This window comes from Streptomyces sp. NBC_01288 (genome assembly GCF_035982055.1).
Lineage (GTDB): Bacteria > Actinomycetota > Actinomycetes > Streptomycetales > Streptomycetaceae > Streptomyces.
Genome location: NZ_CP108427.1, coordinates 6,232,658 through 6,256,571, shown reverse-complemented (window position 1 = coordinate 6,256,571; position 23,914 = coordinate 6,232,658). Strand labels below are relative to the sequence as shown.

General features: G+C 67.7%; 15 protein-coding genes, 3 rRNA genes and 1 pseudogene. 7 read left to right on the top strand and 12 right to left on the bottom strand.

Translation table 11 applies throughout. The annotated features are described in order from the left end of the window. Positions 1–82 precede the first annotated feature (82 nt). Positions 83–652: a GNAT family N-acetyltransferase gene (locus OG194_RS28230; protein ID WP_327403593.1), complete on the top strand. Its 570-nt coding sequence runs from the start codon at positions 83–85 to the stop codon at positions 650–652. Positions 653–710: 58 nt separating this feature from the next. Next, on the top strand, positions 711–1,886 hold the full coding sequence (locus OG194_RS28225; protein ID WP_327403592.1) for a winged helix-turn-helix domain-containing protein: 1,176 nt from the start codon (positions 711–713) through the stop codon (positions 1,884–1,886). A gap of 19 nt (positions 1,887–1,905) precedes the next feature. On the opposite strand, the gene OG194_RS28220 is transcribed toward OG194_RS28225, so the two are convergent. The 8 genes and pseudogenes from OG194_RS28220 to mtnA all read right to left on the bottom strand — a co-directional run bounded on the left by OG194_RS28220 (position 1,906) and on the right by mtnA (position 11,269). Continuing rightward, positions 1,906–2,652 carry a response regulator transcription factor gene (locus OG194_RS28220; RefSeq protein WP_327403591.1) on the bottom strand — a complete coding sequence of 249 codons (747 nt, stop codon included), beginning with the start codon at positions 2,650–2,652 and terminating at the stop codon, positions 1,906–1,908. A 205-nt stretch (positions 2,653–2,857) separates the two neighbouring features. Further along, complete coding sequence (hpf, locus tag OG194_RS28215; protein WP_327403590.1) at positions 2,858–3,550, bottom strand: ribosome hibernation-promoting factor, HPF/YfiA family; 693 nt, start codon at positions 3,548–3,550, stop codon at positions 2,858–2,860. A gap of 313 nt (positions 3,551–3,863) precedes the next feature. Further along, complete coding sequence (locus tag OG194_RS28210; protein ID WP_442811807.1) at positions 3,864–4,412, bottom strand: ComF family protein; 549 nt, start codon at positions 4,410–4,412, stop codon at positions 3,864–3,866. 564 nt (positions 4,413–4,976) lie between these two features. After that, a pseudogene (locus tag OG194_RS28205) lies at positions 4,977–5,279 on the bottom strand (ComF family protein); the annotation flags it as partial. 244 nt (positions 5,280–5,523) lie between these two features. After that, complete coding sequence (locus tag OG194_RS28200) at positions 5,524–7,356, bottom strand: LpqB family beta-propeller domain-containing protein (RefSeq protein WP_327403589.1); 1,833 nt, start codon at positions 7,354–7,356, stop codon at positions 5,524–5,526. After that, positions 7,346–9,430 carry an MtrAB system histidine kinase MtrB gene (gene mtrB / locus OG194_RS28195; protein ID WP_327403588.1) on the bottom strand — a complete coding sequence of 695 codons (2,085 nt, stop codon included), beginning with the start codon at positions 9,428–9,430 and terminating at the stop codon, positions 7,346–7,348. The genes OG194_RS28200 and mtrB overlap by 11 nt, the downstream gene beginning before the upstream one ends. A gap of 1 nt (position 9,431) precedes the next feature. Further along, on the bottom strand, positions 9,432–10,121 hold the full coding sequence (gene mtrA, locus OG194_RS28190) for a two-component system response regulator MtrA (RefSeq protein WP_187284748.1): 690 nt from the start codon (positions 10,119–10,121) through the stop codon (positions 9,432–9,434). Between the two features lie 8 nt (positions 10,122–10,129). Further along, positions 10,130–11,269, bottom strand: coding sequence for an S-methyl-5-thioribose-1-phosphate isomerase (gene mtnA / locus OG194_RS28185; protein WP_327403587.1), 1,140 nt, complete (start codon positions 11,267–11,269; stop codon positions 10,130–10,132). 140 nt (positions 11,270–11,409) lie between these two features. Here mtnA and OG194_RS28180 point away from each other — a divergent pair, with 140 nt between their 5' ends. From OG194_RS28180 to OG194_RS28160, 5 genes are read left to right on the top strand one after another with little or no spacing between them, the layout of a single operon-like run. Beyond that, a complete protein-coding gene (locus OG194_RS28180; RefSeq protein ID WP_327403586.1) occupies positions 11,410–12,756 on the top strand; it encodes a hypothetical protein in 1,347 nt (448 codons plus the stop codon). 4 nt (positions 12,757–12,760) lie between these two features. Continuing rightward, positions 12,761–13,546: a DUF4129 domain-containing protein gene (locus OG194_RS28175; RefSeq protein WP_327403585.1), complete on the top strand. Its 786-nt coding sequence runs from the start codon at positions 12,761–12,763 to the stop codon at positions 13,544–13,546. Next, on the top strand, positions 13,543–14,736 hold the full coding sequence (locus tag OG194_RS28170; protein WP_327403584.1) for a DUF4350 domain-containing protein: 1,194 nt from the start codon (positions 13,543–13,545) through the stop codon (positions 14,734–14,736). The genes OG194_RS28175 and OG194_RS28170 overlap by 4 nt, the downstream gene beginning before the upstream one ends. Beyond that, positions 14,736–15,725, top strand: coding sequence for an AAA family ATPase (locus OG194_RS28165; protein ID WP_327403583.1), 990 nt, complete (start codon positions 14,736–14,738; stop codon positions 15,723–15,725). Before OG194_RS28170 ends, OG194_RS28165 begins: the two co-directional genes overlap by 1 nt. Further along, entirely contained in the window at positions 15,725–17,035 is a 1,311-nt protein-coding gene (locus tag OG194_RS28160; RefSeq protein ID WP_327403582.1) for a DUF58 domain-containing protein, read from the top strand. Before OG194_RS28165 ends, OG194_RS28160 begins: the two co-directional genes overlap by 1 nt. Before the next feature lie 109 nt (positions 17,036–17,144). Here the strand turns inward: OG194_RS28160 and rrf are convergent. From rrf to OG194_RS28140, 4 genes are all read right to left on the bottom strand, one after another. Further along, positions 17,145–17,261 (bottom strand): 5S ribosomal RNA (rrf, locus tag OG194_RS28155). 91 nt (positions 17,262–17,352) lie between these two features. Beyond that, positions 17,353–20,475, bottom strand: a 23S ribosomal RNA gene (locus OG194_RS28150). 314 nt (positions 20,476–20,789) lie between these two features. Further along, positions 20,790–22,317 (bottom strand): 16S ribosomal RNA (locus OG194_RS28145). Together the 16S, 23S and 5S rRNA genes form the textbook arrangement of a ribosomal RNA operon. A gap of 583 nt (positions 22,318–22,900) precedes the next feature. Beyond that, entirely contained in the window at positions 22,901–23,908 is a 1,008-nt protein-coding gene (locus OG194_RS28140) for a stage II sporulation protein M (protein ID WP_327403581.1), read from the bottom strand. Between the last annotated feature and the right edge of the window lie 6 nt (positions 23,909–23,914).

Genomic DNA, 23,914 nt, shown 5'->3' with positions numbered 1-23,914 from the left:
GAGGAATTGCGCGAAATGTGATCACCCACTCACGCAGCGCAAACGTCTGGCGTCCTTGTGTGCCCCCGAGCAGAATCGGCCGATGGAACCCGTCACGCTCACGACCGACCGTCTCGTCCTGCGTTCCGTGGGCCCGCAGGACACCGACGCCGTGTATTCCGCCGCCCAGGACCCCGACATCCAGCGCTGGACGACGATCCCCTCGCCCTACCTCCTGGAGCACGCGCAGAGTTTCACCGAGCAGCTGGTGCCCGAGGGCTGGAAGAACGGTTCGATGTTCACCTTCGGCCTCTTCCTCCCCGAAGGGGAGCTGGTGGGAATGCTCGCCATCACGATGCGCTCGCTCGGCGTCGGCGAGGTCGGTTACTGGGGCACGAAGGAGCACCGCGGCCACGGCTACATGACCGAGGCCGTACTCGCCGCCGCCCACTGGGCCTTCACCGCCATGTCGATCGACCGCCTGGAATGGCGCGCGGAGGTCGGCAACAAGGCCTCACGCGCGGTCGCGGAACGCACCGGCTTCACCATGGAGGGCACGCTGCGCTCCGCGATCAACCACGGAGGCGTACGCCGGGACTGCTGGGGCGGCTCCCTGCTCCCGTCCGACCTGGGCCTGCCGTCGACGGCGCCGTACCTGCCCGCCCAGCCGTAGCGGGACGAATCCCCAGCTCAGCCCGCGTTGTCAGTGCCACCCTCTATCGTGCGGAGACATGACGAGTGCCCCGCGCCCCACGACCGACCTGTCGGCAGACGACGCCCGCCGCATCGCCCTGCGCGCCCAGGGTTTCCTCGGCGCCCCCGACCGCCGCGCGGGCGTGCGCGGCGTGCTCCGCCATCTCGGCGCGGTCCAGCTCGACACCATCTCGGTCCTCGCCCGCTCCCACGAACTCATCCCGTACGCCCGCCTCGGCGCCGTTCCCCGCAAGACGGTCGAGGACGCGTACTGGACCCAGACGCACGCCTTCGAGTACTGGTCGCACGCCGCGTGCATCCTCCCGGTGGAGGAGTGGCCCCACTTCGCGTTCCGCCGCCGCGCCTACCGCAACCGCCCGCACTGGAACCACGACCTCCCCGACGGCACCTACGACCAGGTCATCAAACAGCTCCGCGCCGAAGGCCCGCTCACGTCAACGGAGTTGGGCGGTGCCAAGCGCACCAGCGAGTGGTGGGACTGGTCCGGCGCCAAGGTCGCCGTCGAGCGCGCCCTCATGTACGGCGAGGTGGTCTGCGTGGAGCGCCGCGGCTGGAAGCGGGTCTACGACCTCGCCGAGCGCGCGATCCCCAAGGCACTGCTGCACGACGAGCTGGATGACACGGAGTGCCTCCGTCGCCTGGTCAACCTGGCGGGCGCCTCACTGGGCGTCGGCACGCGCGCGGACATCGCCGACTACCACCGTCTCAAGGGCGAGCAGGTCGACGCTGTGATCGCCGACTCGGGCCTGGTCCCGGTCACCGTAGAGGGCTGGGGCAAGCCCGCCTGGGCCGACCCGGCGGCCCTGGAGACACCCCCGCGCGGCCGCCACCGCACGACACTCCTGTCCCCGTTCGACTCCCTGATCTGGGAGCGAGCCCGCACAGAGCGCATCTTCGGCTTCACCCACCGCCTGGAGGCCTACGTCCCCAAGCCGAAGCGGATCTACGGCTACTTCGCGATGCCGGTGCTCGCAGGGGGCCGGCTGATCGGTCGGGTGGACCCCGCGCGCGAGGGCCGCACCCTGGTGGCCAAGCAGGTCACCCTGGACGGCGTGAAGGCCGTCCCGTCCGTGGCGCAGGCTCTGGTGGAGGCCGCGAGCTGGGTGGACTGCACGGACGTACGCGTGGAGCGGGTCGACGCCCCCGAGCTGCGCGCCCCCCTCGCCAAAGAACTGGTCCGCCTCCTGGCATGAGGGACACCGGGCCCGAGGGTCAGCGGATCTCCAGGATCTTCTCCCGCATCGCGTAGACGACCGCCTCCATCCTGGAGTGCAGCTGCAGCTTCTCCAGGATGTTGCGCACATGGTTCTTCACGGTGTTCTCGGAGATGAACAACTGCTTGGCGATATCGCGGTTGTTCATTCCGGTGGCGACGAGTTTGAGAACCTCCAGCTCACGGTCGGTGAGCCGGGGCGCGGGCACCAGCCGGCGCTCGTCGGTGCGCTGGATCATCGACTTGAACTCGGTGAGCAGTTTCGACGCCATGGAGGGGCTGATCTGCGACTGTCCGTCGGCCACGGCGCGAATGGCGGTGGCCACTTCGTCGGTCGAGATCTCCTTGAGGAGATAACCCGTCGCGCCCGCCTTGATCGCGTCGTAGAGATCGGCCTCTTCGTCGCTGATCGTGAGCATGATGATTTTCGCGCTGGGCGCCACCTCCTTGATGGAGGTGCACGCCTCGATCCCGCCCCGCTTCGGCATCCGTACGTCCATCAGGACGATGTCCGGCAGCAGATCCGCGGCCTTGTCCACGGCCTCGGCGCCGTCACCGGCCTCGCCGACGACCTGGATGTCCTCCTCGGCCGCCAGCACGATCTCCAGGCCTCGGCGGAAGAGGGCGTGGTCGTCCACGACAAGGACTCTGATCGGCTCCTTGCGTGTCGAGCCCGCTTCCGGGCCCACGCCGACGACGCCGCCGTCGGCATCCCCGACATGCATCGGTCCGAAGCTGTCCGCCATCGTTCCTCCCCCTGAAGGCTGTGGCCTGTGGTCCTGTGCCATCGCCAACCCAAGGCAGCGGCCCACCGGTTGGGCCTGTACGGCCATGATTCCATGCCCGGACGACAGTGCGGTCACGGAGCGGGGCGCGAAGTGGTCGCACACCGGTGCCCCTGGGGGCGCACACGCGCTCCAGGGGCACCGGCTCAGCTGTCTGCCGGGTGGGTCAGCCGCCCAGCGTGCCGCCGGCCGCCGGCTGTTGCGCCTGCGTGACCATCGGGTCCGTGCTGAGGTGGATGACGCCGTAGTCGTAGGCGTGACGTCGGTAGACGACGCTCGGTTCCTTGGTCTCGGAGTCGACGAACAGGTAGAAGTCGTGTCCGACCAGTTCCATCTCGTAGAGCGCCTGGTCGAGGGACATCGGAGAGGCGACGTGGGTCTTCTCGCGGACGACGAGGGGGCCTTCGCCCTTGACCTCCAGCGAGCCGATCTTCTTGGTGGGCACACCGTCCGACTGCTCGTCCGGGGCGGCGTGGCCGTTGCCGTTGAGCGTCGCGGCGCCCGGGACGTGGTCGGGGACCTCGGCGGCGGTGAGCCGACGGGCGCCGCGACGCGTGTTGCGCTTGTCGTGCTGCTTGCGCAGCCGGGCGTCCAGCTTCTCCGCTGCGAGGTCGAGTGCCGCGTACGGATCGTTGGCCGATGCCTCCGCCCGGATCACCGGACCGCGGGAGCGGAGCGTGATCTCCACTCGGTCACAGCGGTCGGCCTGTCGGGGGTTCGGCTCCTTGGACACCTCCACGTCGAGGCTGATCACCTTGCCGTCGAGCTTCTGGATCTTCTCCAGCTTCAGCTTCTCGGCCACGTGCTTGCGGAACCGCTCGGGCACCTCGGTCTTGCGGCCCTTGACGACGATGTCCACGCAGAACTCCGTTCCCGGATCGCTCCGCTTCGCTGCGGAGCGTCTCCCTTTCGCACCAGGCTCCGGTCACCCCGGAACCTCGGACTCGGTGACTTCCACCTCCTCCTCCCCCATGGGCAAGATCTCCACCCCATGGCCGCGGGTGATTGCAGAAAACCCGCGGCACGGCATTCGGATAGGAGAGGTGCGGCCCGCGCCTTTCTCTCACAACCGAACATATCTCGCCCGGACGGATGTCGTCACCCTCTACCGCGGCGTACCTCCGTTCAGGTGAATTGCCCCTGTCATTACCTGCAACGACGCAAGTTCGCAGTCAGTTCCGGTTTATTTCGAAGGAATCTGGCGACGCCGCGATCACAGCAGCGCAGATCAGGTCACCGGGGCCGTTCACGCTCACGATTCCCGGTGCACTGAGTGCCATGTCCCTCCCGTTCTCCATTGGTCTGCCGTTTGATCTGTCGGTGTGTTCCTCTCTGCCTTCCCTGGACACACGCGCATACACAGCGGCAGTCGCGCCAACTTCTCCACCACCCGTGATCGCCTCCCGTACGGCACGCGCAGCCTCCGTCAAGGAAGCCCCGGTCGTCATCAGGTCGTCGACGAGCACCACCGGACCGCCCACGAGCAACCGCGCACCACCCGCGACCACCTCCAGCGCACCCGCGAGATTCCCCATCCGTTCCCGCGAGTTGAGCCCCGACTGATCGGCGACCCACCTCCGCTGCCGCAACACGGCCACCACCCGAGCCGGCGTCCCGGTCCGCCGCAACTCCCCCGCCGCCGCGAGCGCGATCCGCCGCGCCGGATCATGCCCCCGCGCCCGCACGGTGCTACGCGCAGAGGGCACGGGGACGAGCAGCACGGGCGCCTGACCGTGGCTCCGGGACGGAACACGACCGGCATCCACGTGCGACCCGACTTGCGGCTGGCGATGCCCTGCCTGAACTTCCCCGCCCTGAGCCTGGCGAAGCCCCGCCTGAACTTCCCCGCCCTGAGCCTGAGGGTGTCTTGCCCGAGCCTGCGCGGCTTCCGCAGCGTGAGCCTGCCGTGTCTGCGGCTGTCGTACCTGACCCTGCCCGCCCTGCACCGGATCTGCCAGATCCCGCCCACTAGGCGCCGTACCAAGCCCTGCACCAAGCCCCGCGCCACACCCCGCAGCCTCCGCGGCCGCCTGCCCCGCCTCTCCCGTGCCAGGCCCGGCCACCCCCGACCTTGCGACCTGCCCACCGCCAGAACCGGGATCTCCCGCACCCCACCCCGACCGTTCTGCCACGCCCCGCGCCCAACCACCCAGGTCGGCCTCCTCCCGCAGCCCCTCCTCCCTCAGCTCCCCAAATGCCGGCGCCAAGCTTCCTCTCAGCCCAGCCACGCCCCCGTCCATCCCCAGCAAGCCCCCGTCCCGCCCGTTCACAGCCCCGTAGCCTCGCCCCCAGTTCTCCCGAAGCCCCACCCGCACAGCCCCCGCCAACGCCGCACCCAGCGCCCCCGCAAGACCCAGCGCACCCCGTTCCTTGTGAGCGAGGATCGCCGCCCGCACCTCATCCGCATAAGGAGCCGCCGCATACGTCGCCGGCAGCCCGACCGGCTCGGGCATCGGTCGTACCCGGCCCGGTACGGCCCCGGTCAGGGCCGCACGGCACTCCGGGCAGAGCACCGTGCGAGGCCTGCCGCAGCCTCCGCACTCGGCCGGCAGCACCAGATCCGTGAGGTCCCGCCACCACCCCCGCATGCCCACCACTGTGCCAACGCCCCGCTCGACCGGCCAGCCCTGTGGACAACGGCCTGTGGACAACTCCGCGCAACCGTCGACAGCCGTCACCCACACGAGTGCAAGGCCACCCCGGAACAGCCACCCAGGAACACGCGAACGGCCGCCTCCACCGAGCCTCAGCCCGACCGGAGACGGCCGCTTTCAGTCCGCCAGTCCGCCACTCCAATGCCGCGACGCGGCAATGCGTCAACGCACCGGTGCGTCACCCCGGATAGACCGGCGCCGACCCCGTCTTGACGACCTTCTGCCACTGCGCCCCGCTGGACAGCCGTACGATCCCGTCCTCCGAGTAGGCCACCAGCGGCAGTTTGTCGTCCTCGGACGCGGCGATCTCCTTCACCCCGGTCAGGGCCGCGGGCGCCGGGCCCTCCGGCGTGGAGCCGTCGACCTGGACGTACCGCATCTGCACCACGCCCTCGTGCTCGCGCCCCACCACCACGAGCCGGCTGTCCCCGGCCCACGACATGGCCGTGATCTCCTCCAGGTCCGGGGTCACGGAACGCAGTTCGAGGACCGAGATCACCGGTGTCTCCCCCACCGCCCCGCTCCGCTGGATCCGCCCGACGAGCAGGGACCGCTTGCCGTTCTTCTCCACGACGAGCGCGATCCGCACCCCGTCGGCGGCCACCCGCACCGACTCGATACGGCCGTCCAGCCCGGGCATCTCCACCGCTATCGGCTGTCCCGCGCCCTTCTGCAACAGGAGCAGCCGGGGCTTCTTCGGGTCCCGGTCGGCCACCCAGAGGTCGCCCTGCGCGTCCCAGCTGGGGGCCGTCAGCCGGTCGTCCTCCGTCTTGCCCTGGCTGGTCAGCACGGGGTCCCCGAGCGAGGCACCGGACACCATCGACCCGACGTAGAGCGACTTCCCGTCGAGGCCGACCCCGGCTCCGGTCTCCTCGTCACGCGACACCGCCACCGACCGCAGCTGTGTCTCGCCCTCGCCCAGCGCGCCCGGCACCGGATCGGCGCGCGTGCCGGCGCTGGACATCCGCACCACGCGGTGCTTGTCGTCGAGGAAGTACAGGTACGTGGGATGGTTCACGGCACCGTGTGCCGCGAGGGTGTCCGCGTCGCCCTCGTTGTAGTCGCACAACTGCGCGCCGTCGGCGGCCTGGAGCTCGACCTTGTCCACCGTGGGCGTCATGGTCCGGAGCGTGAAGAGGATCTGCGTGGCCATCTCGTCGCACCGGGCCAGCCCGACCCGGGATGCCTTCTGGTTCAACGGGACCGTCAGCTTGTTCTGGTCGTCGGGCGTCAGCGAGGTGACGCCCTTCCGCAGCGCCGTCCCGGTGGGGAAGCTCGACCTGACCACGGGCCCGAGCCAACTGGTGGGCCCGTCAAGGAGCGACCGCACCATCTGCGTCATGGGGTCCACCCGCCGCCGTACGAACACGGGGTCGGCGACCGCGATCGGCTGCGAGCTCGTCCCGGCCGTCGTGTTCGACGCGAAGTAGTACTTGTTGACCGACATGTAGTTGCGCTGGAAGTCCGACTCGCCCATGACGACGCCCTGCGGCAGGTCGTCGATGCGCCACTGGCCGCTCTTCGCGTCCTTCGTCAGGTGTACGGCCTTGCTGTACTGCCCGTCCGCCGGCGCGTACGCCTGCTTCGAGTCCACCGTGGCGACCCGCTCGCCGGTCAGGGTGTACGTGAACGTGCCGGTGTCCTCCCGGCCGACCGGGGGACGGACGGCCTCCGTGCTGGGTCCGTCGGCGAGCACCGTGGTGGACGGCTCCGGCTGCCAGTTCCGCGCGGCCTTGGCGGACAGGTACATGCGTGCCGTCTTGTAGTTCGGATCGTCGCTGGTCAGCGCCTCAAGGAAGCCCTGCACGATCTCCCCCTGCGACGCGTCCTCCCGGGGCGGCATCGCGAAAACGCGCACCTGGGTGTCCTGTCGGGGTGTCGACTCGACCCCCCGGAGATCCCCGCTGTCGGGCATCGAGGCACATCCCGCCAGCACTACGACGCCCATCGCGACGTACGCCGCCGCGCGTGCCGGCCTCCGCCGGGCGCCCCCCTTGCGGTCAGCGCCCACGAGATGCCTCTCCCTGCTTGTTCGAGTCCTCCGGTACGGCGGCCGGGTCCGTACTGCCCGCGGCCTCGCTCCGGGCCGGCTCCGCGGGCGACCGGTCCTCCTGCCGCCGGGTCCCGCCGGTCGGCCGGGGCACCACGCGGGCGCCGTTGCCGGGCAGCGCCGTCGGGTCCGCCGTGGCGGTCGTGGCGGCCATCCTGGGGGCGATCGGGGCCCGCGAGGGTATCGGCGGCACATGGTCGCCCATCGGCTGCACCGGGACCGTCGCACGCTTGTCGCCGCCCCCACTCGGCAGCCCGGCGTCGCTGAGTCCGCGGTTACGGCGTGAGTCCTTGGGCTCCAGGGGTATCGGTGAGCCCCGTAGCGGCTCGTCCGCGGTCCGCGGCAGCGTCAGCCGGAACTGCGAACCGCCGCCCGGCTCACCCCACGCCTGCAGCCAGCCGCCGTGCAGCCGCGCGTCCTCCAGGGCGATGGACAGCCCCAGCCCCGTACCGCCGGTGGTACGCGCGCGTGCCGGGTCGGCGCGCCAGAAGCGGCTGAACACCCGGGTCGCCTCACCGGGCTTGAGCCCCACCCCGTAGTCGCGCACCGCGATGGCGACCGCCCCGCCCGCGCTGGCGAGCTTGACTATGACGTCCTTGCCGTCGCCGTGCTCCACCGCGTTGACGACGAGATTGCGCAGCACCCGCTCCACCCGCCGGGCGTCCGCCTCGGCCACCACGGGCTGCTGGTCGCCGACGACGCGTATCTGCGTGCCCTTGCGCTCGGCGAGCGGCTCGGCGCCGCTGAGGACCCGCCGTACGACCTCTCTGAGGTCTATCGGCTCGGCCTCTAGGGCGGCCGCGCCCGCGTCGAAGCGGCTGATCTCCAGCAGGTCCGCGAGCAGCGTCTCGAACCGGTCCAGCTGGTCGGCCAGCAGTTCGGCCGACCGCGCGGTCATCGGATCGAAGTCCACGCGCGCGTCATGGATGACATCGGCCGCCATCCGTACGGTCGTCAGCGGCGTCCGCAGCTCGTGCGACACGTCGGACACGAACCGCCGCTGCATCCGCGACAGGTCCTCCAGCTGCTGGATCTTCAACTGAAGGTTCTGTGCCATCTTGTTGAAGGCCTCGCCGAGCCGCGCGATGTCATCCTCACCGGTGACCTTCATGCGCTCCTGGAGGCGCCCGGCGGACAGCCGCTCGGCGATCCCGGCGGCCATCCGCACCGGCGTGACGACCTGCCGTACGACGAGCCAGGCGATGGCCCCCAGGAGGACGACGACGAAGAGCCCGGCCGTGGCGAGGGTCCCCTTGACCAGGCTGAGCGACTTCTCCTCCTGGGTGAGCGGGAAGAGGTAGTACAGCTGGTAGGGGTCGCCGTTCGGGTCGTTGACCTGCTTGCCCACGACGAGCGCCGGCTGGGACTCCTTGCCGTTGCTGTAGATGATGCGGGTGTAGCTCTGCGCCGCCGTCGTACGGTCGTTGACCCGCGCGCGGAGATCCTCGGGCACGCTGGCGGACGGGTCGACGTACCCGGAGCCGCGCGGGCTGCGTCCGCTGCCGCTGTCCATGCCCGCGGGCAGTGTCACCACGTCGAAGGCGCCCTGGCCGCCGCTGGACAGCGACGACACGAGGTCGCTCATCCACGAGATGACGTTCTGGGAGGAACCGTCGTCGGTCGCGGAACCGTCGGTGGCGGCACCGCTGCCCGCCTCGTCGGCCCGCTGCTTGGCCACGGCGAAGCCGCCCGTGGCCTGGCTCTGCGAGGCCTTCACCTTGGCGTCCAGCAGGCCGTTGCGCACCTGGCCGATGACGACGAAGCCCAGCAGCAGGACGACGCCCAGCGACATCAGCAGGGTCGTGACGACGACCTTGAGCTGGATGTTGCGCCGCCACAGCCGCATGACCGGCAGCAGCGGCCGACGCACCCAGCGCATGAACAGGCGCAGGACCGGGCTGCCCTGGACCCCGCCCTGGAGCAGCACGCCCTCCCACAGGCGTCCCCAGCGGGAACCCGCCGCCGTCCGGCCGACAGGCCGCCCCGCGCGGGCCCCGGACCCCCCGGGCGCCGAAGCGGCACTGTCCCTGGACATGTCAGCTCGGTCCCGCCTTGTAACCGACCCCGCGGACGGTCACCACGATCTCCGGCCGCTCCGGGTCCTTCTCGACCTTGGAACGCAGCCGCTGGACATGCACGTTCACCAGCCGGGTGTCCGCCGCGTGCCGATAGCCCCAGACCTGCTCCAGGAGCACCTCACGCGTGAACACCTGCCACGGCTTACGGGCCAGCGCGACCAGCAGGTCGAACTCCAGCGGCGTCAGCGCGATCGACTGCCCGTCCCGCTTCACGGAGTGACCGGCCACATCGATGACCAGATCGCCTATGGCGAGCTGCTCGGGCGCCGGCTCCTCCGACCTCCGCAGCCGGGCCCGGATCCGGGCGACCAGCTCCTTCGGCTTGAACGGCTTCACGATGTAGTCGTCAGCGCCCGACTCCAGGCCCACCACGACATCGACGGTGTCGCTCTTCGCCGTGAGCATCACGATCGGCACCCCGGACTCCGCCCTGATCAGGCGGCACACCTCGATACCGTCCCGTCCGGGCAGCATCAGGTCCAGGAGCACCAGGTCGGGCTTGCTCTCACGGAAAGCGGCCAGCGCCTTGTCGCCGTCGGCTACGAAAGACGGCTCAAAACCTTCACCACGCAACACAATGCCGAGCATCTCGGCCAGTGCGGTGTCGTCATCGACGACAAGGACTCGTCCCTTCATAAACGACATCATCCCATTAACTAAATCGTTACCTGTCGTGACCTGTCACACAGCTCTGCCAGCGCCCCCGCCGTCACGGGCGAAACAGCGCCTTCTTCGGTGACGATCGCCGTCACCAGCTCGGGAGGCGTCACGTCGAACGCCGGGTTGTAGGCCTGGGTCCCCAGGGGTGCCACCGGAATCCCGCCTCCCGCTCCCGACACCATCACTTGGGGTGACGTGATCTCCGTCACTTCGAAGCCGGGGCGCTGCTCCACCTCGATGGACGCCCCGTCCGGCGTGTCCGGATCCACCGTCGTCACCGGCGCCACCACGATGAACGGCACATGGTGGTACCGGGCGAGCACGGCGAGCGGATAGCTCCCCACCTTGTTCGCCACCGAACCGTCGGCGGCGATCCGGTCCGCCCCGATCAGTACCGCGTCCACCTCCCCGGCCGCGAACAAAGAGCCCGCCGCGTTGTCCGTGAGCAAGGTGTACGCCATTCCGTTGCGTGCCGCCTCATACGCCGTCAGGCGAGCACCTTGCAGCAACGGACGCGTTTCGTCCACCCACAGCCGCCTCAGCCGCCCGTCCCGGTGCGCCGCGAGCGCCACCGCGAAGGCCGTGCCCTCGCCGCCCGACACCAGCGCCCCGGTGTTGCAGTGGGTCAGAATCCGGTGCCCGCCGCCGGGCAGCAGCTCGTCCAGCAGGGCCAGCCCGTGCGCGGCCATCCGCGTGCTGGCCTCGGCGTCCTCCCGGTGCAACCGCCGCGCCGCCGCCAGCGCGGCCGCCGCCGCCCGCTCGGTACCGCCTCCCTCGGCGAGCGCGGCCCGGTGCGCTGTCTGGGCCCTGCGCACGCCGAGGGAGAGGTTCACCGCGGTGGGCCGGGCGCCCGCCAGCGCGATCGCGGCCTCGTCCACGTCGAAGCCCCGCGCGGCGGCGAGCGCGACGCCGTAAGCCCCCGCGATGCCGAGCAACGGCGCCCCGCGCACCGCCAGCGAACGGATCGCGTCCACCAGCGCGGACGCGTCCGTGCACACCAGCTCGACCTCCTCGGCCGGCAGTCTCGTCTGGTCAAGGAGGACCAGCACGGGACCCTCGGGGGGCTCGTCCCAGCGGATCGCGGGTATCTCGGTCGGCCGGCCGTCCTCGCCGGATTGCGCGTACTGATCAGCCATGCGGTCAGTCTGCCCCGTATCCGGCGGACAATTGAAGGTGTGCAGCCCATACCGCGGCCGGTCACCGCTCGACCACCCCATGGCACGATGGCTGCCAACCTGCCGCCGCGCCCGCGGACGGGCACCGTGAAGGAGCGACGATGAACGACACTCCGGGCTGGGCCTCGCCCGGATCCGCCCCGCCCGACGGGCCCGAGCCCGGCGCCTCCGGTCCCGCACAGCCCTCGGACCAGCCGGGCGCGGACCCGTCGGGCCCCGGCCCGCAGTGGTCCAAGGAGCAGCCGCCACCCGCCCAGTGGTCCGCGCCCACCGGCGCCCCCGGCCAGGGCCAGGCACCCCCGCCCCCACCGCCGGGCCCGGGCTGGGGCGGCCACCCCGGCGGCCCGGCCGGCCCCGGAGGCCCTGGGGGATACGGCGGCGGCTACGGGGGTTACGGCGGTCCCGGCGGCAACGGCGCTCCCGGCGGCTGGGGAACCGGCTGGGGCGGCCCCCCACCCGCGGCCAAGCCCGGTGTGATCCCGCTCCGCCCGCTCGGCGTGGGCGAGATCCTCGACGGCGCCGTCTCCACCATGCGCACCTACTGGCGCACGGTCCTGGGCATCTCCCTCACCGTCGCCGTCGTCATGCAGACCGCCGTCGTCCTCGTCCAGGGCTTCGCCTTCAACGACCTCGCCAGCACCCAGGCCCTCGACGACCCGAACGCCAGTGCCTCCGAAGTGACCCGCGCCATGAGCGAGGCCTTCCTCAGTACCGGCGTCGTCTACCTGGTCGTCCTCATCGGCACCGTCGTCGCCACCGCCCTGCTCACCTCGGTCACCAGCCGCGCGGTGCTCGGCAAGCCGGTCACCGCCGGAGAGGCCTGGCGCGACGCCCGACCCCAGGTGCTCAAGCTGTTCGGCCTGATCTGCCTGCTGATCCTCATGGCCGTCGTCCTGATCGGCGTCCCCACCGTGCCCGGCATCATCGTGGCCGTCACCGGGTCGCAGGACGGGGGCATCGCGCTCGCCGTCCTCGGTGGTCTCGCCGGCTGCGTCGTCACCCTGTGGCTCGCGATCCGCTTCTCCCTGGCCTCGCCGGCGCTCATGCTGGAGAAGCAGGGCATCGTCAAGTCGATGACTCGCTCCGCGAAGCTGGTGCGCGGCTCCTGGTGGCGGATCTTCGGCATCCAGCTGCTCGCCCAGATCATCGCGAGCATCCTGTCGTCCATCCTCGTCATCCCGTTCGCCTTCATCGCCGGGCTGTTCAGCGGCGACGGCCTCAGCGGCCTCGTCGACGGCACCGGCGGCCTCGGCTGGACGTTCCTCATCATCAGCGGCCTCGGCTCGGTGATCGGCCGCATGATCGCGTTCCCGATCACGGCGGGCGTCACCGTGCTCCTGTACATCGACCAGCGCATCCGCCGCGAGGCCCTCGACCTCGACCTGGCCCGCGCCGCCGGCGTCCAGGACTACGGCACCGCCGCCACCGGCCCCACTCCGGGGAGTTGATGCGGTGAGCCTGGCGGGGGGAGTTCTCACAGGGGTACCCACGGCGCTGCCGCGTGCCGTCGCATCGACCGCGGGGGCACTGCTGCGCGCCCACGGCACCGTCGTACGGTCATCAGCCCTCTCGGGCGACGAGCCGCCGGTGACGATCCCGCGCGACCCCGCGCGGGAGGCGGCCCGGCGTGAACTGTCCAAGCAGATGTACCACGAGAACGACCCCAGCCTGGTGCAGCGGGCCCTGGACGCCATCTGGGACTGGATCGACAAACTGTTCGGCAGTGCGTCGGAGGCGGCACCCGGCGGCACGCTCGGCCTGGTCGTCGTCATCCTGGCCGTCCTCGTCGTCGGCGCCGCCCTGTGGTGGCGCCTCGGCACCCCGCGCCGCCAACCCGGCTCCGCCGCCGCCCTGTTCGAGGACGGCCCCCGCAGCGCCGCCGAACACCGCGCGGCCGCCGAGGCGCACGCCGCCCAGGGACACTGGAACCCCGCCGTGCAGGAACGCATGCGTGCCATCGTCCGCGCCCTGGAGGAGCGGGCCCTGCTCGACGTCCGCCCCGGCCGCACAGCCGACGAAGCCGTCGCGGAGGCCGGCCGCGCACTGCCCTCGCACGCGGCCGAACTGCGCGCCGCCGCGGCCCACTTCGACGACGTGACGTACGGCGGACGCGGCGCGAGCGAGCAGTCGTACCGCCGCATCGCCGAACTCGACCGCGACCTGGAGCGCACCAGGCCCGTCCTCACGAGCAGCGCCCACAGCACGGCCCACCAGACCAGCCAGGGGGCCGCCGAATGACCGCGGAGGCCACGCTTCCCGCCACCTCGGCCTCGCCGACCGCCCGCCAGGTGTGGACCCGCGCGCGCGGCGTCCTCCTCGCGCTCGTGATCCTCCTGGCGGCCGCCGTGGCGATCGCCGCGATCCGCTCCGACGAACGGCACGGCGACCTCGACCCGCGCTCCGCCGACCCCTACGGCAGCCGCGCCGTCGCCGAACTCCTCGGCGACCGGGGTGTGTCCACGCGCGTGGTCACCACCCTGGCCCAGGCCCGCGCCGCGGCCGGCCCGGACACCACCCTCCTGGTCGCCGTCCCCGACCTGCTGACCAAGCGTCAACAGTCCGGCCTGCACTCGGCGTTCGCGAACTCCGGCAGCCGTACGGTCCTCGTCGCCCCCGGTCCCGCGTCCCTGCCCCGGCTCGCCCCCGAGGTCACCGCGGACGCCGGAACCAGTTTCGACACAGTGCTGTCCCCCGACTGCTCCCTGCCCGCCGCCCAGCGCGCGGGTGACGCGGAAACCGGTGACTACAGGTACACGACCACGGCCGCCGGCGCCGACGAGTGCTACCCCGACGACGGCCGACCGACCCTGCTCCGGCTGCCGGACGCGTCCGGGGGCGGCGACACCGTCGTCATCGGCTCGCCCGACATCCTCTTCAACAAGCGTCTCGACAAGCAGGGCAACGCCTCGCTCGCCCTCCAACTCCTCGGCTCGCGCCCCCATCTGGTCTGGTACCTCCCCTCACTGTCCGACACCACGGCCACCGACTCCGGCAGCCAGAGCTTCTTCGACCTGCTCCCCTCGGGCTGGCTCTGGGGCACCCTGCAACTGTTCATCGCAGCAGGAGTGGCCGCCCTGTGGCGGGCACGCCGACTCGGCCCCCTGGTGCCCGAAAAACTCCCCGTGGCGATCCGCGCCTCCGAAACCGTCGAAGGCCGCGCCCGCCTCTACCGCAAGGCCAACGCCCGCGACCGCGCGGCCAACGCCCTGCGCTCCACCACCCGCACCCGCCTCGCCCCCCTCGTAGGCGTCCCCGTCTCCCAGGCGCACGCGCCCGAAGCCCTGCTCCCCGCGCTCTCCGCCCACCTCCACGGCGACGGACAGACCCTGCACGTCCTCCTCTTCGGGCCGCCGCCCAGCGACGACGCGGCCCTCATCGCACTTGCCGACCAACTCGACGCCCTCGAAAGAGAGGTACGCCGTTCATGATGGACCCGACCACTGACAACGCCGGGACCACGGGGAATCCGGACACCGCCCGGGCCTCCCTCGAATCCCTGCGAGCCGAGATCGCCAAAGCCGTGGTCGGCCAGGACCCCGCCGTGACCGGTCTCGTCGTCGCCCTCCTCTGCCGCGGACACGTTCTCCTAGAAGGAGTCCCTGGAGTGGCCAAAACGTTGCTCGTCCGCGCCCTCGCATCCGCGCTCGAACTCGACACCAAGCGCATCCAGTTCACCCCGGACCTGATGCCGAGCGACGTCACCGGCTCCCTCGTCTACGACACACGCTCCGCCGAGTTCCGCTTCCAGCCCGGCCCGGTCTTCACCAACCTGCTCCTCGCGGACGAGATCAACCGCACCCCTCCGAAGACCCAGTCGTCCCTCCTGGAGGCCATGGAGGAACGCCAGGTCACGGTCGACGGCACCCCGCGCCCGCTCCCCGACCCGTTCCTGGTCGCCGCGACGCAGAACCCCGTCGAGTACGAGGGCACGTACCCCCTCCCCGAGGCCCAACTCGACCGCTTCCTCCTCAAACTGACGATCCCTCTCCCCTCCCGCCAGGACGAGATCGACGTCCTCACCCGCCACTCCGAAGGCTTCAACCCGCGCGACCTGCACGCCGCCGGCCTGCGTCCCGTCGCCGGCCCGGCCGACCTCGAAGCAGCCCGCGCGGCCGTCGCCAAGACGACGATCTCCCCCGAAATCACCGCCTACGTAGTCGACATCTGCCGCGCCACCCGCGAATCGCCGTCCCTCACCCTCGGCGTGTCCCCGCGCGGCGCCACCGCCCTCCTGGCCACCTCGCGCGCGTGGGCGTGGCTCACGGGCCGCGACTACGTCATCCCCGACGACGTGAAGGCCCTGGCACTCCCCACCCTCCGCCACCGCGTACAACTGCGCCCCGAGGCCGAGATGGAGGGCGTGACGGCGGACTCCGTCATCAACGCGATCCTCGCCCACGTCCCGGTCCCCCGCTGATGGCCCTCACCGGACGCGCCGCCCTCCTCGCAGCCCTGGGCTCCCTCCCCGTAGGCATCTGGGAACCCAGCTGGACGGGCATCCTCGCCGTCAACGCCCCCCTGGCGGTGGCCTGCGCCTGCGACTTCGCCCTGGCCGCCCCGGTACGCCGCCTGAGCCTGACCCGCTCGGGCGACACCTCCGTACGCCTGGGCGAAACCGCCGACGTCACCCTGACGGTCACCAACCCGTCCCGCCGCCCGCTCCGCGCCCGCATCCGCGACGCCTGGCCCCCCAGCAGCTGGCTTCCCGGCACTGAATTCGCCGCATCCCGCCACCGCCTGACGGTCCCACCCGGCGAACGCCGCCGCCTCACCACCCGCCTACGCCCCACCCGCCGCGGCGACCGCCACGCAGACCGAGTGACGATCCGTTCCTACGGCCCCCTCGGCCTTCTCACCCGCCAGGGCACCCACGCGGTCCCCTGGGCGGTCCGCGTCCTGCCCCCGTTCACCAGCCGCAAGCACCTCCCGTCGAAACTCGCCCGCCTACGCGAACTCGACGGACGCACCAGCGTCCTGACCCGCGGCGAAGGCACGGAATTCGACAGCCTGCGTGAATACGTCCCCGGCGACGACACCCGCTCCATCGACTGGCGCGCCACCGCCCGCCAGACCACGGTCGCGGTACGCACCTGGCGCCCCGAACGCGACCGCCACATCCTCCTCGTCCTCGACACCGGCCGAACCTCAGCCGGCCGTGTCGGCGACACCCCCCGCCTCGACGCCTCCATGGACGCCGCCCTGCTCCTCGCAGCCCTCGCATCCCGCGCCGGCGACCGCGTGGACCTCCTCGCCTACGACCGCCGAGTCCGCGCCCTCGTCCAGGGCCGCACGGCACGCGACGTACTCCCGTCACTGGTCAACGCGATGGCGACCCTCGAACCGGAACTCGTCGAAACAGACGCCCGAGCCCTGGCAGCCACCGCGATCCGCACGGCACCCCGCCGCTCTCTGATCGTCCTGCTGACCAGCCTCGACACGGCCCCGGTCGAAGAGGGCCTGCTCCCCGTCCTCACCCAACTAACCCAGCGCCATACGGTTCTGGTGGCATCCGTGGCAGACCCCCACATCGCCCACATGGCCACGGCCCGCGGAAACACGGAGGCGGTCTACGAGGCGGCAGCCGCGGCACGCGCCCAGACCGAGCGCGACCGCACCGCGGAAAAACTCCGCCGGGCCGGCGTGACGATCGTCGACGCGACACCGGACGATCTCGCACCTGCATTGGCGGACGCATATCTGGCTCTCAAGAGCGCGGGCCGTCTGTAATACGGCGGGGGCCTGCTTGAAAAAGCAGAGCCCTTGACAGAATTCAGGGCCCCTTAAACGCAGAAAACCCCCGTACCGGATTAACGGTACGGGGGTTTTCGCAATATTTGTTCGGCGGCGTCCTACTCTCCCACAGGGTCCCCCCTGCAGTACCATCGGCGCTGTAAGGCTTAGCTTCCGGGTTCGGAATGTAACCGGGCGTTTCCCTCACGCTATGACCACCGAAACACTATGAAACAGACAACCGCACCATCACCGTGACCATGGCAATGGGGTTGTTCGTGGTTTCAGAACCAACACAGTGGACGCGAGCAACTGAGGACAAGCCCTCGGCCTATTAGTACCGGTCACCTCCAGCGGTTACCCGCCTTCCAGATCCGGCCTATCAACCCAGTCGTCTACTGGGAGCCTTAACCCCTCAAGGGGGTGGGAACACTCATCTCGAAGCAGGCTTCCCGCTTAGATGCTTTCAGCGGTTATCCCTCCCGAACGTAGCCAACCAGCCATGCCCTTGGCAGAACAACTGGCACACCAGAGGTTCGTCCGTCCCGGTCCTCTCGTACTAGGGACAGCCCTTCTCAATGTTCCTGCGCGCGCAGCGGATAGGGACCGAACTGTCTCACGACGTTCTAAACCCAGCTCGCGTACCGCTTTAATGGGCGAACAGCCCAACCCTTGGGACCGACTCCAGCCCCAGGATGCGACGAGCCGACATCGAGGTGCCAAACCATCCCGTCGATATGGACTCTTGGGGAAGATCAGCCTGTTATCCCCGGGGTACCTTTTATCCGTTGAGCGACGGCGCTTCCACAAGCCACCGCCGGATCACTAGTCCCGACTTTCGTCCCTGCTCGACCCGTCGGTCTCACAGTCAAGCTCCCTTGTGCACTTACACTCAACACCTGATTGCCAACCAGGCTGAGGGAACCTTTGGGCGCCTCCGTTACTCTTTAGGAGGCAACCGCCCCAGTTAAACTACCCATCAGACACTGTCCCTGATCCGGATCACGGACCCAGGTTAGACATCCAGCACGACCAGACTGGTATTTCAACGACGACTCCCCCTGAACTGGCGTCCAGAGTTCACAGTCTCCCAGCTATCCTACACAAGCCGAACCGAACACCAATATCAAACTGTAGTAAAGGTCCCGGGGTCTTTCCGTCCTGCTGCGCGAAACGAGCATCTTTACTCGTAGTGCAATTTCACCGGGCCTATGGTTGAGACAGTCGAGAAGTCGTTACGCCATTCGTGCAGGTCGGAACTTACCCGACAAGGAATTTCGCTACCTTAGGATGGTTATAGTTACCACCGCCGTTTACTGGCGCTTAAGTTCTCAGCTTCGCACACCCGAAAGTGCACTAACCGGTCCCCTTAACGTTCCAGCACCGGGCAGGCGTCAGTCCGTATACATCGCCTTACGGCTTCGCACGGACCTGTGTTTTTAGTAAACAGTCGCTTCTCGCTGGTCTCTGCGGCCACCCCCAGCTCAAGGAGTAAATCCTCTCACCAGTGATGGCCCCCCTTCTCCCGAAGTTACGGGGGCATTTTGCCGAGTTCCTTAACCATAGTTCACCCGAACGCCTCGGTATTCTCTACCTGACCACCTGAGTCGGTTTAGGGTACGGGCCGCCATGAAACTCGCTAGAGGCTTTTCTCGACAGCATAGGATCATCCACTTCACCACAATCGGCTCGGCATCAGGTCTCAGACTATGTGTGATCCGGATTTGCCTAGACCACGTCCTACACCCTTACCCCGGGACAACCACCGCCCGGGATGGACTACCTTCCTGCGTCACCCCATCACTCACCTACTAACCGCTTGGGCCGGCGGCTCCACCACTTTCCATTCCCCGAAGGGTCCGGAACGGCTTCACGGCCTTAGCATCACGATGCTCGATGTTTGACGCTTCACAGCGGGTACCGGAATATCAACCGGTTATCCATCGACTACGCCTGTCGGCCTCGCCTTAGGTCCCGACTTACCCTGGGCAGATCAGCTTGACCCAGGAACCCTTAGTCAATCGGCGCACACGTTTCTCACGTGTGTATCGCTACTCATGCCTGCATTCTCACTCGTGAACCGTCCACCACTAGCTTCCGCTGCGGCTTCACCCGGCACACGACGCTCCCCTACCCATCCATACAGGCGTTGGCCCTATTGTATGAATGACACGACTTCGGCGGTACGCTTGAGCCCCGCTACATTGTCGGCGCGGAATCACTAGACCAGTGAGCTATTACGCACTCTTTCAAGGGTGGCTGCTTCTAAGCCAACCTCCTGGTTGTCTCTGCGACTCCACATCCTTTCCCACTTAGCGTACGCTTAGGGGCCTTAGTCGATGCTCTGGGCTGTTTCCCTCTCGACCATGGAGCTTATCCCCCACAGTCTCACTGCCGTGCTCTCACTTACCGGCATTCGGAGTTTGGCTAAGGTCAGTAACCCGGTAGGGCCCATCGCCTATCCAGTGCTCTACCTCCGGCAAGAAACACACGACGCTGCACCTAAATGCATTTCGGGGAGAACCAGCTATCACGGAGTTTGATTGGCCTTTCACCCCTAACCACAGGTCATCCCCCAGGTTTTCAACCCTGGTGGGTTCGGTCCTCCACGAAGTCTTACCTCCGCTTCAACCTGCCCATGGCTAGATCACTCCGCTTCGGGTCTTGAGCGCGCTACTATATCGCCCTATTCGGACTCGCTTTCGCTACGGCTTCCCCACACGGGTTAACCTCGCAACACACCGCAAACTCGCAGGCTCATTCTTCAAAAGGCACGCAGTCACGACTGTATGTGCAAGCACATACAGCGACGCTCCCACGGCTTGTAGGCACACGGTTTCAGGTACTATTTCACTCCGCTCCCGCGGTACTTTTCACCATTCCCTCACGGTACTATCCGCTATCGGTCACCAGGGAATATTTAGGCTTAGCGGGTGGTCCCGCCAGATTCACACGGGATTTCTCGGGCCCCGTGCTACTTGGGTGTCTCTCAAACGAGCCGTTGATGTTTCGACTACGGGGGTCTTACCCTCTACGCCGGACCTTTCGCATGTCCTTCGCCTACATCAACGGTTTCTGACTCGTCTCACAGCCGGCAGACTGTGAAAGAGAGATCCCACAACCCCGTACACGCAACCCCTGCCGGGTCTCACACGTATACGGTTTGGCCTCATCCGGTTTCGCTCGCCACTACTCCCGGAATCACGGTTGTTTTCTCTTCCTGCGGGTACTGAGATGTTTCACTTCCCCGCGTTCCCTCCACTTGCCCTATGTGTTCAGGCAAGGGTGACAGCCCATGACGACTGCCGGGTTTCCCCATTCGGAAACCCCCGGATCAAAGCCTGGTTGACGACTCCCCGGGGACTATCGTGGCCTCCCACGTCCTTCATCGGTTCCTGGTGCCAAGGCATCCACCGTGCGCCCTTAAAAACTTGGCCACAGATGCTCGCGTCCACTGTGCAGTTCTCAAACAACGACCAACCACCCGTCACACACCGCTTACACGATGCTTTACCGGGGTCGGCACTGAAGGCAGCTTGTTACAGCCGTGCCCTCAGACACCCAACAGCGTGCCCGGTATCCCCGTCACTCATGGTCAGCTTTCCACGCCCCGAAGAGCAGTACTTGCAGCCCGAGATGAGCGGCGACACCGAATAATCAACGTTCCACCCTTGAGCAACCACCGCAGAACATTTGCCTGCGTAATGGCCCTGGACCACCAAGCAAGCTTGGCGGCCTAGATGCTCCTTAGAAAGGAGGTGATCCAGCCGCACCTTCCGGTACGGCTACCTTGTTACGACTTCGTCCCAATCGCCAGTCCCACCTTCGACAGCTCCCTCCCCACAAGGGGGTTGGGCCACCGGCTTCGGGTGTTACCGACTTTCGTGACGTGACGGGCGGTGTGTACAAGGCCCGGGAACGTATTCACCGCAGCAATGCTGATCTGCGATTACTAGCAACTCCGACTTCATGGGGTCGAGTTGCAGACCCCAATCCGAACTGAGACCGGCTTTTTGAGATTCGCTCCACCTCACGGTATCGCAGCTCATTGTACCGGCCATTGTAGCACGTGTGCAGCCCAAGACATAAGGGGCATGATGACTTGACGTCGTCCCCACCTTCCTCCGAGTTGACCCCGGCGGTCTCCTGTGAGTCCCCGTCACCCCGAAGGGCACGCTGGCAACACAGGACAAGGGTTGCGCTCGTTGCGGGACTTAACCCAACATCTCACGACACGAGCTGACGACAGCCATGCACCACCTGTACACCGACCACAAGGGGGGCACTATCTCTAATGCTTTCCGGTGTATGTCAAGCCTTGGTAAGGTTCTTCGCGTTGCGTCGAATTAAGCCACATGCTCCGCTGCTTGTGCGGGCCCCCGTCAATTCCTTTGAGTTTTAGCCTTGCGGCCGTACTCCCCAGGCGGGGAACTTAATGCGTTAGCTGCGGCACCGACGACGTGGAATGTCGCCAACACCTAGTTCCCACCGTTTACGGCGTGGACTACCAGGGTATCTAATCCTGTTCGCTCCCCACGCTTTCGCTCCTCAGCGTCAGTAATGGCCCAGAGATCCGCCTTCGCCACCGGTGTTCCTCCTGATATCTGCGCATTTCACCGCTACACCAGGAATTCCGATCTCCCCTACCACACTCTAGCTAGCCCGTATCGAATGCAGACCCGGGGTTAAGCCCCGGGCTTTCACACCCGACGTGACAAGCCGCCTACGAGCTCTTTACGCCCAATAATTCCGGACAACGCTTGCGCCCTACGTATTACCGCGGCTGCTGGCACGTAGTTAGCCGGCGCTTCTTCTGCAGGTACCGTCACTTGCGCTTCTTCCCTGCTGAAAGAGGTTTACAACCCGAAGGCCGTCATCCCTCACGCGGCGTCGCTGCATCAGGCTTTCGCCCATTGTGCAATATTCCCCACTGCTGCCTCCCGTAGGAGTCTGGGCCGTGTCTCAGTCCCAGTGTGGCCGGTCGCCCTCTCAGGCCGGCTACCCGTCGTCGCCTTGGTGAGCCATTACCTCACCAACAAGCTGATAGGCCGCGGGCTCATCCTGCACCGCCGGAGCTTTTAACCCCCACACATGAGTGCGGGGGTATTATCCGGTATTAGACCCCGTTTCCAGGGCTTGTCCCAGAGTGCAGGGCAGATTGCCCACGTGTTACTCACCCGTTCGCCACTAATCCCCACCGAAGTGGTTCATCGTTCGACTTGCATGTGTTAAGCACGCCGCCAGCGTTCGTCCTGAGCCAGGATCAAACTCTCCGTGAATGTTTTCCCGTAATCGGGAATGACACACACGAGAGCGGAACAGTCAGGCGGAATAAGCCCGACCGTTCACAGCGTCCTCGCTGTATGTTTTCTTCAAAGGAACCTCGCCCCAACCATCGTGATGATGAGCTGGAGACGGGGTATCAACATATCTGGCGTTGATTTTTGGCACGCTGTTGAGTTCTCAAGGAACGGACGCTTCCTTTGTACTCACCCTCTCGGGCTTTCCTCCGGGCTTTTCCCTTCGGTCTTGCGTTTCCGACTCTATCAGACCGTTTCCGGTCCCGATTTCCTCGGTGCTTTCCAGGTTTCCGCTTCCGCGTTTCCCTTTCCGACGGTTCCGACTTTATCAGAAGTTCCGGGCCGGACTGACCGGCCGCTCTTTTCCGATTCATCGGGAGTGCGGCTTCCTTGGAATCGACGTTTCCATCGACATTTCCAGAAGCAGACAGACACTCACTGTCGCCGACCGGATCAGATCCAGTTCTAGGCAACTGTTCGAATCTACCTCCCCGACCGGTCCGTGTCAACGGCTCCTGTGGGGCGAAGAGGAGACTAGCAGCTCAGCAGGAGTGCCCGCACATCAGGCAGCGGTGGGGACGGAGGAGCTGCGTTCGGCCGCCTCGACGTCGCCCGTCTCACCGGCACGTACGGCACGACCACCCAGGACGTAGACGTACATCAGGAAGGCCCCTTCGGCGACGATGCCGATGCCGATGCGGGCCCAGGTGGGAAGTCCTGACGGGGTGACGAAGCCTTCGATAGCGCCGGAGACGAACAGGACCAGAGCCAGTCCGATGGCCATGCCCACGGCGGCTCGGCCTTCTTCGGCCAGGGCTGTGCGGCGCGATCGTGGGCCGGGGTCGATGAGGGTCCAACCGAGGCGCATTCCCGTGCCGGCGGCGACGAAGACCGCCGTGAGTTCTAGCAGGCCGTGCGGGAGGACCAGCCCGAGGAAGGTGTCGAGCCGGCCTGCCGACGACATCAGGCCGATGCCTACACCGAGGTTGAGCATGTTCTCGAAGAGGATCCAGAGGACCGGCAGGCCCAGGAACACGCCCAGGACCAGGCACATCGCGGCGGCCTTGGCGTTGTTCGTCCAGACCTGTGCCGCGAAGGCGGCCGCAGGGTGGCTGGAGTAATAGGTCTCGTACTCGCCACCGGGACGGGTGAGGTCGCGCAGTTGGCTCGGGGCCGCGATGGAGGACTGTACTTCCGGGTGGGTGCCTATCCACCACCCCAGGAGGATCGCGACCACGGTCGACAGCAGCGCGGTGGGGACCCACCAGTGGCGTGCTCGGTACACCGCGGCCGGAAAACTGTGCCCCAGGAAGCGTGTGACATCACGCCAGGAGGCGCGACGGGTTCCCGTCACCGCACTACGCGCGCGTGCCACGAGTTGGCTGAGCCGACCGGTGAGCTGGGGGTCCGGAGCGCTGGACTGGATCAGCGAGAGATGGGTGGCCGTGCGCTGGTACAGAGCGACGAGTTCGTCGGCCTCGGCGCCATTGAGGCGACGCTGGCGGCGGAGCAGCGCGTCGAGGCGGTCCCACTCGGCTCGGTGGGCCGAGACGAAGACGTCGAGGTCCATCTGGTT

Bases quoted from the DNA above. Each gene is read 5' to 3' on its own strand.
- mtrB (WP_327403588.1), bottom strand. From the start codon at position 9,430: ATGTCCAGGGACAGTGCCGCTTCGGCGCCCGGGGGGTCCGGGGCCCGC.
- OG194_RS28220 (WP_327403591.1), bottom strand. From the start codon at position 2,652: ATGGCGGACAGCTTCGGACCGATGCATGTCGGGGATGCCGACGGCGGC.
- OG194_RS28230 (WP_327403593.1), top strand. From the start codon at position 83: ATGGAACCCGTCACGCTCACGACCGACCGTCTCGTCCTGCGTTCCGTG.
- OG194_RS28160 (WP_327403582.1), top strand. From the start codon at position 15,725: ATGGCCCTCACCGGACGCGCCGCCCTCCTCGCAGCCCTGGGCTCCCTC.
- mtnA (WP_327403587.1), bottom strand. From the start codon at position 11,269: ATGGCTGATCAGTACGCGCAATCCGGCGAGGACGGCCGGCCGACCGAG.
- mtrA (WP_187284748.1), bottom strand. From the start codon at position 10,121: ATGATGTCGTTTATGAAGGGACGAGTCCTTGTCGTCGATGACGACACC.
- OG194_RS28140 (WP_327403581.1), bottom strand. From the start codon at position 23,908: ATGGACCTCGACGTCTTCGTCTCGGCCCACCGAGCCGAGTGGGACCGC.
- OG194_RS28225 (WP_327403592.1), top strand. From the start codon at position 711: ATGACGAGTGCCCCGCGCCCCACGACCGACCTGTCGGCAGACGACGCC.
- OG194_RS28165 (WP_327403583.1), top strand. From the start codon at position 14,736: ATGGACCCGACCACTGACAACGCCGGGACCACGGGGAATCCGGACACC.
- OG194_RS28180 (WP_327403586.1), top strand. From the start codon at position 11,410: ATGAACGACACTCCGGGCTGGGCCTCGCCCGGATCCGCCCCGCCCGAC.
- OG194_RS28170 (WP_327403584.1), top strand. From the start codon at position 13,543: ATGACCGCGGAGGCCACGCTTCCCGCCACCTCGGCCTCGCCGACCGCC.